The sequence below is a fragment of the Myxococcus xanthus genome, from assembly GCF_013116825.1.
GTDB classification, from domain to species: Bacteria; Myxococcota; Myxococcia; order Myxococcales; family Myxococcaceae; genus Myxococcus; species Myxococcus xanthus_B.
Genome location: NZ_JABFNS010000046.1, coordinates 45,621 through 58,265 on the forward strand (window position 1 = coordinate 45,621; position 12,645 = coordinate 58,265).

Annotated in this window: 6 protein-coding genes; 4 read left to right on the forward strand and 2 right to left on the reverse strand. The window is 68.6% G+C overall.

All coding sequences use genetic code 11. From position 1 onward, the window contains the following. The first annotated feature begins 186 nt into the window (after window positions 1-186). Window positions 187-2,280, forward strand: a complete 2,094-nt coding sequence (locus HNV26_RS15770; RefSeq protein ID WP_171441538.1) for a S46 family peptidase — start codon at window positions 187-189, stop codon at window positions 2,278-2,280. A gap of 122 nt (window positions 2,281-2,402) precedes the next feature. On the opposite strand, the gene guaA is transcribed toward HNV26_RS15770, so the two are convergent. Further along, window positions 2,403-3,956, reverse strand: a complete 1,554-nt coding sequence (guaA, locus tag HNV26_RS15775; protein ID WP_171441537.1) for a glutamine-hydrolyzing GMP synthase — start codon at window positions 3,954-3,956, stop codon at window positions 2,403-2,405. Window positions 3,957-4,042: 86 nt separating this feature from the next. Here guaA and HNV26_RS15780 point away from each other — a divergent pair, with 86 nt between their 5' ends. Then, complete coding sequence (locus HNV26_RS15780) at window positions 4,043-4,690, forward strand: hypothetical protein (protein WP_140862888.1); 648 nt, start codon at window positions 4,043-4,045, stop codon at window positions 4,688-4,690. A 111-nt stretch (window positions 4,691-4,801) separates the two neighbouring features. Here HNV26_RS15780 and guaB read toward each other — a convergent pair whose 3' ends face one another. Further along, window positions 4,802-6,259: an IMP dehydrogenase gene (gene guaB / locus HNV26_RS15785; RefSeq protein WP_171441536.1), complete on the reverse strand. Its 1,458-nt coding sequence runs from the start codon at window positions 6,257-6,259 to the stop codon at window positions 4,802-4,804. 174 nt (window positions 6,260-6,433) lie between these two features. On the opposite strand from guaB, the gene HNV26_RS15790 reads away from it, so the two are divergent. After that, complete coding sequence (locus HNV26_RS15790) at window positions 6,434-8,746, forward strand: TIGR02266 family protein (RefSeq protein WP_171441535.1); 2,313 nt, start codon at window positions 6,434-6,436, stop codon at window positions 8,744-8,746. A 142-nt stretch (window positions 8,747-8,888) separates the two neighbouring features. Beyond that, window positions 8,889-12,645, forward strand: a 3,757-nt coding sequence (locus HNV26_RS15795; RefSeq protein ID WP_171452825.1) for an AMP-binding protein, incomplete at its 3' end; no start/stop codon positions are given.

Here is a 12,645-nt window from a genome sequence, read left to right on the forward strand (position 1 = left end):
CGTTGTTCCTTGATGGGCCTGGTTCAAGGTCGGTTTCTCCTCGGAATCCAACCTCTGGCGGCGGGAATCAGAAGCCTGCTTGCATGTTGGGTTCCTCGGGAAATCTTCCCTGTTTTTTACTGGCTTGACCCAGCCAGGAGCTTCCCGCAGAACCGCGACACTCCTGGCCCTGGAAAGGACCGTTTCATGAAGCGTTTGTTCGTGATTGCCACCCTCCTCGGCGCGGCTCCCGCGATGGCCGACGAGGGTATGTGGACCTACAACAACTTTCCCTCCGCGAAGGTGAAGGAGAAGTACGGCTTCGAGCCTTCCCAGCAGTGGCTGGACAACGTGCGCCTGTCCTCGGCGCGTCTGGCGGGTGGATGCTCTGCCAGCTTCGTGTCCGCCAACGGCCTGGTGATGACGAATCACCACTGCGCGCGCGGCTGTATCGACCAGCTCTCCACGGCGAAGAAGGACTACATCGCCAACGGTTTCTACGCGAAGACGCAGGGCGAGGAGACCCAGTGTCCGGCGATGGAGATCAACCAGCTGGTCAAGATCACCGACGTCACGGAGACGCTGAACAAGGCCACGCAGGGCCTGACTGGCAAGAAGTACGCGGACACGCTGAAGGCGAAGATGTCCGAGCTGGAGCAGGCCTGCTCCGCCGGCAACGCCAAGGCGCGCTGTGACGTGGTCACCCTGTACCAGGGCGGCCAGTACAACCTCTACGAGTACAAGCGCTTCCAGGACGTCCGCCTGGTGATGGCGCCCGAGCACGCCATCGCGTTCTTCGGCGGCGACCCGGACAACTTCGAGTTCCCCCGCTACGACCTCGACGTGACGTTCCTGCGCGTCTACGAGGACGGCAAGCCGGCGACGACGAACAACTTCTTCAAGTGGTCCGACAAGGGCGCCCAGGAAGGCGAGCTGACCTTCATCTCCGGCCACCCGGGCCGCACCTCGCGTGGCCTCACCATCGCGGAGCTGGAGTTTCAGCGTGACGTGGTGCTGCCCAAGACGCTGATGACGCTCTCCGAGATGCGCGGCATGCTGACGGAGTTCGGCCGCCGTGGCGCCGAGCAGCGCCGCATCTCCACCAACCTGCTGTTCGGCGTGGAGAACTCGGTGAAGGCGCTCAAGGGCCGTCACGAGGCCCTGCTGGACAAGACGTTCTTCGCGCAGAAGGTCGCCGCGGAGCAGGACCTGCGCAAGAAGGTCGAAGCCAACCCGGAGATGAAGAAGAAGTACGCCGCGGCGTGGGATGAGATCGCCAAGGCCCAGGCGCAGCTGCGCAACATCCGTCAGGACCTGACGTTCATGGAGAACGGCGGCGGCCTGTCCTCCACGCTCTTCCAGGTGGCCCGCACGCTGGTGCGCGGCGCCGAGGAGCTCCCCAAGGCGAACGGCGAGCGCCTGCGTGAGTTCAACCAGGCCAACGTCCCGGCGCTGGAGGCCCAGCTGTTCAGCCCGGCTCCCGTCTACCCGGAGCTGGAGATTGCCCGCCTGACGTTCGGCCTCACCAAGATGCGCGAGGAGCTGGGCTCGGACCACCCCTTCGTGAAGAAGGTGCTGGGCAAGGAGTCCCCGGAGAAGCTGGCCGCCCGGCTGGTGAAGGGCACCAAGCTGCGTGACGTGAAGGTCCGCCAGGCGCTCTACAAGGGCGGCAAGGCGGCCATCGCGGCCTCCAAGGACCCGATGATTCAGCTGGCCGTCGCGGTGGACCCGGACATGCGCGCCATCCGCAAGACGTACGAGGAGAACGTCGAGTCCGTCATCCGCAAGAACAGCGAGCTGGTGGCCAAGTCCAAGTTCGAAATCTACGGCACCAACCAGTACCCGGACGCGACGTTCAGCCTTCGCCTGTCCTACGGCTCGGTGAAGGGCTACTCGGAGAACGGCAAGCAGATCAGCCCCATCACCCAGATGGCGGGCACCTTCGAGCACGCCACGGGTGAGGAGCCCTTCGCGCTGCCGAAGTCCTGGCTGAAGAACGAGAAGTCGCTGGACGGCACCACGCCGATGAACTTCGTCTCCACCAACGACATCATCGGTGGCAACTCCGGCTCGCCGGTCATCAACAAGGACGCGGAGATCGTCGGCATCGTGTTCGACGGCAACATCCAGTCCCTGGGCGGCGAGTACGGCTTCGACGAGAGCGTCAACCGCTCGGTCAGCGTCCACAGCCAGGCCATCATCGAGTCGCTGACGAAGATCTACGGCGCCACGCGGCTGCTCGAGGAGCTGCGTCCCGGCAGCACCAAGCTCCCGTCCGTGAAGGCCAGCCCGGCGAAGTAGAGCCTTCGGGCGAAGATGGGGGCCCCGGCGCGGTCGGCCAGGGCCCCTGAAACACGAAGAGGCTGCCCGGCACATGAACCGGGCAGCCTCTTTCGCGTCAGGGCGTCAAACGCCCTGCCGCCCTACTCCCATTCGATGGTCGCGGGGGGCTTGGACGAGATGTCGTAGGCGACGCGGTTGATGCCGCGCACCTCGTTGGTGATGCGCGTGGAGATGCGCTCCAGCACGGGGAACGGCAGCCGGGCCCAGTCCGCCGTCATGCCGTCCACGCTGGTGACGGCGCGCAGCACGCAGGTGGACTCGTAGGTGCGCTCGTCGCCCATGACGCCCACGCTCTGCACCGGCAGCAGCACCGCGAAGGCCTGCCACACCTCCTTGTAGAGGCCGGCGCTGCGAATCTCCTCCTGGACGATGGCATCCGCGCGCCGCACCAGCTCCAGGCGCTGCTCGGTGACTTCACCCAGGACGCGGATGGCCAGCCCCGGGCCGGGGAATGGCTGGCGGGACACCATCTCATCCGGCAGCCCCAGCTCGCGGCCCAGGGCGCGGACCTCGTCCTTGAAGAGCTCGCGCAGCGGCTCCACCAGCTTGAGCTTCATCGTCTCCGGCAGGCCGCCCACGTTGTGGTGGCTCTTGATGGTGACGGAGGGGCCCTTGTACGACACGGACTCGATGACGTCCGGGTACAGCGTGCCCTGGGCCAGGAACTCCGCGTCCTGCACGTCGCGCGAGGCCTCCTCGAACACGGCGATGAACTCGCGGCCGATGATCTTCCGCTTCTTCTCCGGGTCCGTCACCCCGGCCAGCTTGTCCAGGAAGCGCTGGCGGGCATCCACCGTCTTCAGCGGGACGTGGAAGCGGTCCACGAAGAGCGCCTCCACCTGGGCGCGCTCGTTCTGCCGCAGCACCCCGTTGTCCACGAAGATGCACTGGAGCCGGGGGCCAATGGCCCGGTGCAGCAGCAGCGCGGCCACGGAGCTGTCCACGCCGCCGGACAGCGCGCAGATGACCCGGCCGTGCTCACCCACCTGGCGGCGGATGGTGCCCACGGCCTCGTCGATGAAGCCCTTCATCGTCCACGAGCCGCTGACCTTGCACTCGTTGAAGACGAAGGCGCGCAGCATGGCCTTGCCCTGCGGCGTGTGGACCACCTCCGGGTGGAACTGGACGCCGAACCAGGGCTTCGTCGTGTGGGCGGTGGCGGCGAAGGGCGAATTGCCGCTGCGGCCGATGGCCTCGAAGCCGGGGGGCAGCGCCTCCACCCGGTCGCCGTGGCTCATCCAGACCTGGACCTTGTCCCCAGGGGTGAACTCGGCGAAGGGGCCGCGGCGGGCCAGCACCTCCACCTCCGCGTTGCCGAACTCGCGGTGGGCGCTCCGGTCAATCTTGCCGCCCAGCAGCTTGGCGGTGAGCTGGAGGCCGTAGCAGATGCCCAGCACGGGGACGCCGGCTTCGAAGACGAACGGGTCGCACCGGGGGGAGTCCGGGGCCTCCACGGACGCCGGGCCTCCAGAGAGGATGATGCCGCGGGGAGCGTACTTGCGGATGTCCTCCTCCGGGAGGTCCGGGCGGTGGATTTCGCAGTAGACGCCCAGCTCCCGGACGCGCCGGGCGATGAGCTGGGTGTACTGGCTCCCGAAATCGAGGATCAGGATTTTTTCGGCGTGCAGGTCCACCTGGGGGTCTCCAAGAGGGGCGTCGTTGACGGCTGGGGGCCCTTATCGCTACAAACTTCCGGAATACAACGCCCAAGTACCTTCAATTGTTCGAGGCCTGGATGCTCCGCCGCCTGTCCGCCCCTACCGCTGCTGCGACCCTACTCCTGCTGTCCGCCACCGGATGCGTGAAGGAGATCTCCTCGGATGAGCGGCTGGACCGCGAAACCCAGAATCTCTCCGCGAAGGAGATGCCGGGTGCGGCCGAGCTGGAGAAGCTCACCTGTGAGGACTCCACCGAGGCGCTCATCAAGGCACGCAATGTGAACCGGCCAGAGACGGACCGGCTGGTGGACTACATCGAGCTGTACTCCTCCCTCCGCAAGCGGACCGCCACGTTCGAGGATGCGATGAACCGCAACCCGGACCTGAGCTACCGAGAGGGCACCCAGCACCTGGTCAACGCCAAGGACAACTGCATCCAGCAGACGGCCGACGTCCGGGTGGAGTTCGAGACCTACATGCGGGAGCTGGTGGGCGTGCCCACCGTCCAGGAAATCAAGGGCGGCAACACCGTCACCATCGCCCGGCTCGACTTCAACACCCTGCGCCAGGCCATTGAGACGCTGGAGCCGGATGACAAGGACACGCTGCTCAACCAGGTGAACGCCGCGGAGAAGCGCGTGGCCCCGTCGACCCCCGCGGCCGATGAGTCCGCCCCCGCGTCGGGTGGTGGCCGCAAGCGCGGCCGGTAAGGCCGTTCCTGGCTGGACACCCAGGGCCCCGCCGAGCGGCGCGGGCCCTTTTTCATGACCTCGGGACGCGGCGCGGGAGGACGGGCCCCCGCGCCCCTGGCGCCCTCCGGACTACCCGACGCGGTAGTTCGGCGCCTCCTCGGTGATGATGACGTCGTGCACGTGGCTCTCCTTGAGCCCGGCCGAGGTGATGCGGACGAAGGTGGCCCGGGTGCGCAGCTCGTCGATGGTGCGGCAGCCCACGTAGCCCATGCCGCTGCGGATGCCGCCCAGCATCTGGTGGACGTTCATCGCCAGGGTGCCCTTGTACGGCACGCGGCCCTCGATGCCCTCGGGCACCAGCTTCACGGCCTCCACGTCCGCCTGGAAGTAGCGGTCCTTGGCGCCCTGCTTCATGGCGCCCAGGCTGCCCATGCCGCGGTAGCTCTTGTAGCTGCGGCCCTGGTACAGGATGACGTCGCCCGGGGACTCCTCGGTGCCTGCGAAGAGCGAGCCGACCATCACCGTGTTGGCGCCCGCGGCCAGCGCCTTGACGATGTCGCCCGAGTACTTGATGCCGCCGTCGGAGATGACGGGCACGTCGTGCTTCTGGGCCTCGCGGACGCAGTCATCCACGGCCGTGACCTGGGGCACGCCCACGCCGGCCACCACGCGGGTGGTGCAGATGGAGCCGGGGCCGATGCCCACCTTCACCGCGTCCACGCCGGCCTGGATGAGCGCGCGGGTGGCCTCGGCGGTGGCGACGTTGCCGGCGATGAGCTCGAAGCCCTGGAAGTTCTTCCGGGTGTCACGCACGCCATCCAGCACCGCGGTGGAGTGACCGTGCGCGGTGTCCACGACGATGACGTCCACGCCGGCCTTGATGAGCGCCTCCACGCGGGCCTCGCGGTCCGCGGACACACCCACGGCGGCGGCGCACAGCAGGCGGCCCATGCTGTCCTTGGCCGCGTTGGGGTGCGTGCGGCGCTTCTCGATGTCCTTGATGGTGATGAGGCCCTTGAGCTCGAAGGCGTCGTTGACGACGAGGAGCTTCTCGATGCGGTGCTCGTGCAGCAGCTTCTGCGCATCTTCCTGCGTGATGCCTTCGCGGCCGGTGACGAGCTTGCGCGTCATCATCGACTCCACCTTCTGGGTGAAGTTGGTCTCGAAGCGCACGTCGCGGCTGGTGACGATGCCTACCAGCCGCTGGCCCTTCACCACCGGGATGCCGGACACGCCGTGAATGCGCATCAGCTCCAGCGCGCGGCCCAGGGGGGCCTCCGGTTCGATGGTGACCGGGTCCACCACCATGCCGCTTTCGAACTTCTTGACCTTGAGGACCTCGAGCGCCTGCTGCTCGGGCGTCATGTTCTTGTGGATGACACCAATCCCGCCCTCCTGGGCCATGGCGATGGCGGTCCGGGACTCCGTGACGGTGTCCATGGCCGCCGACAGGAGGGGGATGTTGAGACGGAGATTGCGAGTGAGCCGGGTCGTCAGGTCGACGTCCTTGGGGACGACCGAGCTCTCGCCCGGGACCAGCAGGACGTCGTCGAAAGTGAGGGCGAGCCGGATATCGGGGTTGAGCATGAGCGGCGCTCCCGTGGGCAGGTGCCCGCGGGGCACCACAGCCCGCGGGTGCGGTTCCATACGAGGTACGCTGCCCCGGCGCAACGGGGAAGGGCTCAGATTTTGACGCCCGTTCCCTCGGAGTTCGGGCGATAATCGCAACCCAGTATCCCCTCTCGTCTCAGGAACCGGGCATTGACGGAATCGAATCAGGCGGCGGTCGGGCTCGTCGTGAAGCTGCCCTTCGCGACGCCCGAGGAGTTCCTGGCGAAGTACGGCCCGAATGTGACCCGGGGTGGCATCTACCTGCGCGCACGCGCGGTGAAGCCACCGGGGACGGCCGTCACCCTGGACCTCAAGCTGGCGGGCGGGGAGCGCATCATCCACGCGGCGGCCGTCGTTCACTACGTCACAGGTCAGGGCGGCCAGGGCGTGCTCGGCATGGGCCTGCGCTTCCTGAGCGCGGATCCGCCCACCCGCCGGTTCCTGGATTCGCTGGTCGTCACCCTGCCCCACGCCCAGTCGGATGTCCCCCCGGTCCCCCCCAATGTAGGGCCGCCGGACTACACCGTCACACCCGCGGAGCAGGCGCCCGTCGCCCTCGCCTCCGAGCTTTACGCGTCGGCCCCCGTGCCAGGCAGCGCCTCAGCCGAGGCCGCCGCCGCGCCGCCGCGGATGATCTCCAACGCGGCGTTGAACCTCAGCTCGGAGGAGCCGAAGCGCGCCGGTGTCGTCATCGGCATCGACCTGGGGACGACGAACTCGTGCGCGGCCTACGTCCGCAACGGCAAGCCGGGCGTGCTGCCCAGCCGCGAGGGCCACAACACGGTGCCCTCCATCATCGCCGTCAACACGCGCGGCAAGCTGGTGGTGGGCCACCCCGCCAAGGGGCAGATGCTCACCAATCCGCGCCAGACGGTGTACGGCGCCAAGCGGCTGATGGGCCGGCCCTTCGCGTCCCCGGTGGTGGAGCAGCTCAAGGACCGCTTCCACTATGAGATCGCCGCCAGTGAGAACGGCGACGCGGGCGTGAAGCTGGGCGAGCACGTCTACACGCTCCAACAGATCTCCGCGCTCATCCTCCGGGAGGTCCGGGAGGTGGCGCAGAACCAGCTGGGCCACTCGGTGTCCCGCGCGGTCGTCACCGTCCCCGCCTACTACAACGACAACCAGCGCCAGGCGGTGCGCGAGGCCGGGAAGCTGGCGGGCCTGTACATCGAGCGCATCCTCAATGAGCCCACCTCGGCGGCGCTGGCCTATGGCTACGGCCGCAAGTTGAACCAGCGCGTGCTCGTCTATGACCTGGGCGGTGGCACCTTCGACGCGTCGGTGCTGGAGCTGAACGACAACGTCTACGAGGTCATCTCCACCGGCGGCGACACGTTCCTGGGCGGCATCGACTTCGACTCCTCCCTCGTCACGTACCTCCTGGACGAGTTCCAGAAGACCACGGGCCGCGCCTTCCAGGGGGACCGGGTGGCCCTGCAGCGCATCAACGACGCGGCCGAGCGCGCCAAGTGCGCGCTGTCGGAGCGCTCGGAGGTGCGGGTGCACGTCGCGTTCGTGACGATGATCGACAACAAGCCGTGCGACCTGGACGTCATGCTCTCGCGGCAGAAGCTGGTGGAGCTGACGGAGGGGTTGGTGGATCGCACCCTCCAGGTCTGCGAGGAGGTCCTCCGCGCGAAGAAGGTGACGCCGCAGGACATCGACGAGGTCATCCTCGTCGGCGGACAGAGCCGCTTCCCGCTGGTGCACGAGAAGATCACGAAGTTCTTCGGCAAGCCGCCCAGCAAGGGCGTGCACCCGGACGAGGCCGTGGCGCTGGGCGCGGCGCTGCTGGCGCACAGCCTGGGGCAGTTGGAAGGCGTGGTGCTCATCGACGTGCTGCCCATGGCCATTGGCGTGGGGCTGCCCGGTGGCCGCTTCAAGGCGGTGATGGAGCGCAACACGTCGCTGCCGTCCACCAAGAGCTACACCCTGGCCACGCACCGCGACGGCCAGACGGAGCTGGAGCTCACGGTGTTCCAGGGCGACTCCGACAAGGCCGCTGACAACGAGTACCTGGGCACGCTGAAGCTGGAGGGCCTGCCGAAGCTCCCGCGTGGCGCCGTGCAGGTGAACGTCACTTTCGAGGTCAGCAACGAATCGCTGCTGAAGGTCACCGCGCGCGAGGCCTCGTCAGGCCGCGAGGTGACGAGCACCTTCACCACGCGCGACACCCCGGAGGCCGTGAAGGCGCGGCTGGCACAGCTCGAGTCGGAGATGGCGTCGGGTCCGGCAGCCGCGGCACGGAGCGCGGGCCACGCGGGCGCCACGGCCACGGGGCCATCCGCTCCGGTGAAGGTGCCCATCGCCACGGCGGCCGCCGCGTCGGCCGCGCGGCCCGTGCTCGTTCGGCCCGCTTCGTCGGCGCCTGTGTCTTCGATTTCCGCTGCCAGTGTGGCTGTTGCACCCAAGCAGAGGGGTTTCATGGAGTGGCTCAAGGGGCTGTTCGGAAGAGCCTGAAAGCGTGTGCTACACGCCCTGCTCGCACTCCATGTCATGTGTGGTTTCGAGAATTTTCCGGTGAATCTGGCAAGCTCCTAGATGGTCGGATTTGCCTGCTATGTAGCGCCTCGCTTCCTTCCGGACAGACGAGCGCGCTCCCATGCACGAGACTCCGCGAACCCTCCTCGAAGTCCTGACCCAACGCGCCTTCAGCGAGACGGCGCACCGGAAACAGTACGCCTTTCTCGGCGATTCAGACGGTGAGGAAGCCTCGCTGAGCGCGAGGGAGCTTCACGTGCAGGCGGCGCGCATTGGCGCGCTGTTACAGGCACAGGGCGCGCAGGGCCAGCGTGTGTTGCTGTTGTACCCGCCGGGGCTGGACTATGTGGCGGGCTTCTTCGGCTGCCTCTACGCGGGTGCGGTGGCGGTGCCCGCCTATCCGCCGGACCCGGTGCGGCTGGAGCGCACCCTGCCCCGCCTTCGCGCCATCATCCAGGACGCCGAGGCCACGGTGGTGCTCACCACGTCCGGCATCCTCTCGCTCGCGGACTTCGTCTTCGAACAGGCGCCGGACTTCCGGGCGCTGAAGTGGCTGGCGACGGATGAGCTGCCCGCGGGCGGTGAGTCGTCGTGGATTGAGCCCCAGGTGAGCCCGGACACGCTGGCGTTCCTCCAGTACACGTCTGGCTCCACGGGCACGCCCAAGGGCGTGATGCTCAGCCACGCCAACCTGATTCACAACCTGGGGCTGATTGCCGGCGCCTTCCAGACGGGGCCGCGAAGCTCGGGCGTCATCTGGCTGCCGCCGTACCACGACATGGGCCTCATCGGAGGCATCCTCCAGCCGCTGTTCGCGGGCTTCCCCGTGACGCTCATGTCGCCCATGTCCTTCCTCCAGCGGCCCATGCGCTGGCTGGAGGCCGTGTCCCGGTTTGGCGGCACCATCAGCGGTGGACCCAACTTCGCGTTCGAGCTGTGTGCGCGGCGGGCCACGCCCGAGGACATCCAGGCGCTCGACCTGCGGGCCTGGGACGTGGCCTTCTGCGGCGCGGAGCCGATTCGCGCCGCCACGTTGGATCGCTTCGCGGAGGTGTTCGCGCCCAGTGGGTTCCGCCGCGAAGCCTTCTACCCCTGCTACGGACTGGCCGAAGGCACGCTCATCGTCACGGGTGAGGAGAAGGGCCGCGTGCCGCGGGTGCACGTCCTGCAGGACGCCGCGCTGGGCCGCGGGCAGGCGGTCCGCGTCGAGCCCGGCTCCGAGGGGTCGAGGACCCATATCGGTTGCGGCTCCACGTTGGCCGAGCAGCGGCTGCTGATCGTGGACCCGGAGTCGCGCGTGCCACGCGCGCCGGGCCAGGTAGGCGAAATCTGGGTCTCCGGTGGAAGTGTCGCGCAGGGCTACTGGCGCAAGCCCGAGGACAGCGTGGACATCTTCCAGGCGGTCCCGGTGGGCGCGGAGGCCGGTCCGAAGTACCTGCGCACCGGCGACCTGGGGCTGCTGCTGGAGGACGGGCAGCTCATCGTCACCGGCCGGCGCAAGGACCTCATCATCCTGCGGGGCCGGAACCTGTATCCGCAGGACGTGGAGAGCATCGTGGAGCGGGCACACCGCAAGGTGCGTCCCGGCTGCATCGCGGCGTTCGCCATCGAGACTCCGGAGGGCGAGGCCCTGGCGGTGGTCGCGGAGGTGTCGCGAGACCTGGCGGAGGGCTCGGACCCGGCCGCGCTGGGCGCCGTGGCGGACACGCTGCGGAAGGCCATTGTCGCGGAGCTTCAGGTCCAGCCGCACACGCTGGCGCTGCTGCCGCCTGGCTCGGTGATGAAGACGTCGAGCGGGAAGATCCAGCGCTTCGCCTGCCGTGCCGCCCTGGTGTCCGGCGAGCTGCCCATCGTGTGGCGCAGCGGGACGGGGGGCATCTCAGGGCCCGCGTCCCTGCCCGCGCCGGCTCCGGCCATCCAGCCCGCGCTCTCCCAGGAGGCGCTGGAGACGGCGCTGCGTGAGGAACTGGTGGCGGTGCTCGGCGCCGAGGCCGTTGGACAGGACGCCAGCACGCCGCTGACGTTGCTGGGCCTGGACTCGCTGGGGGCCGCCGACCTCCAGGGCCGCGTGGAGAAGCGGCTGGGGGTGCGCGTCTCCATCGCCGCGCTGTTGCAGGACCTGAGTCTGCGGTCGCTGGCGGAGTCGGTGTCCGCGGAGGGCACGGGGCGCCGGTTGCCCCCGCTCCAGCGCCGTCCCGCTGGTGACGCGCCCACCCCCGCCTCCTTCACACAGGAGCGGCTGTGGTACCTCCTCCAACTGGACCCAACCTGGACGTCGAACCAGATTCCGGTGGCGCTGACGCTGCGCGGGACGCTCGACGTGGCGGCGCTGGAACGGGCCCTGTCGGAGGTGCTGCGCCGGCACGAAGTGCTGCGCACCCGCTTCGCGTCCCGTGATGGCGCGCTGCTTCAGCGCGTGCAGGCGGCGGGCCCCGTCTCCCTGCCGTGCCTGGACTTCACGGGCGTGAGCGGTGACGCGCGGCAGGCGACGCTCGAAGCCCAGGCAGTGCTCGACGCGCAACGCCCCATGGACCTGGAGGCAGGCCCGCTGGTGCGGTGCTCCCTGCTGCGCTTCGGGCCGGAGGACCACGTCCTGCTGGCCGTCCTGCACCACCTGGTGGTGGACGGCACGTCCGTCGCGCTGTTCATGCGCGAGCTGGCGGCCCTCTACGGCGCGTTCGTGGAGGGCCGGCCGTCGCCGTTGGCGGAGCCGGAGTTCCAGTACGGAGACTTCGCCGCGTGGCAGCGCGCGTACTTCACGCCGGATGCGCTCACCACGGAGCTGACGTGGTGGAAGGAGACGCTGTCCGGCGCGCCCCAGTTGTTGGCCCTGCCCACCGACCGAGCCCGGCCGCAGCGTTTGTCCGTCCACGGTGCTCGTCGCCTGCGCCTGCTCCCCGCGTCGCTCATGGCCCGGCTGCATGCGCTGGGACGGCGCCAGGGCGCCACGCCGTTCATGAGCGTGATGTCCGCGCTGGCCACGGTACTGCACCGCTGGAGCGGCCAGTCCGACTTCGTCGTGGGCACCGTCATCTCCGGCCGTGACGTGGCGGGCACTCGCGAGCTGATGGGCGACTGCACCAACTTCATCCCGTTGCGGGTCCGCCTGCCCGAAGCCGCGACGTCCGCGGACATGCTCTCCGAGGTGAAGTCGCGGATGCTGGGGGCGCTCGCGCATGGGTACGTGCCGTTCGAGCAGATTCTCGCGGCCGTGCAACAGCCTGGCGCGGAGCGGCGCGAGCTGTACAACGTGGGGTTCATCCTCGACGACTACGAGCTGCCGCGCGCGTTGTCCGTTCGAGGCGGGCTGACGCTCGACGTGTCCCTGGTGGACAACCACACCGCCGAGCTGGACATGACCTTCGAGGCGACGCACCGCCCTGAAGGCCTGCTGATTGGCTGCAAGTACTCCGCGGACCTGTTCGATGCGGAGACGGCGGACCGGCTCCTGAGCCATCTGGAGCACGTGATTCGCGGAATGGTGGAGGCGCCGGATGCGCCGCTGACCACCCTGCCGTTGATGAGCGAGGCCGAGCGGCAGCACGCGCTCCACGGCTGGAATCCCCGCGTCGAAGCGCCTCCGTCCGACACGCTGACGGAGCTCATCGAAGCGCAAGTCGAGCGCACGCCGGACGCGGTGGCGGTGTCGTTCGAGTCGGAGCGGCTGACGTACCGGGAGCTGGACGCTCGGGCCAACCAGGTGGCGCACCACCTGAGGGGGCTGGGTGTGGCTCCGGAGTCGCTGGTGGGCGTGTGCCTGGAGCGCTCGGTGGACATGGTGGTGGCGCTGCTGGGCGTGCTGAAGGCGGGGGCGGCCTACGTGCCGGTGGACCCGGCGTACCCGAAGGAGCGTCTGGGGTGGATGTTGGAGGACACCG

Excerpts from the sequence above, each read along its gene's own strand:
- guaB (WP_171441536.1), bottom strand. The coding sequence starts at position 6,259 with ATGCTCAACCCCGATATCCGGCTCGCCCTCACTTTCGACGACGTCCTG.
- HNV26_RS15770 (WP_171441538.1), top strand. The coding sequence starts at position 187 with ATGAAGCGTTTGTTCGTGATTGCCACCCTCCTCGGCGCGGCTCCCGCG.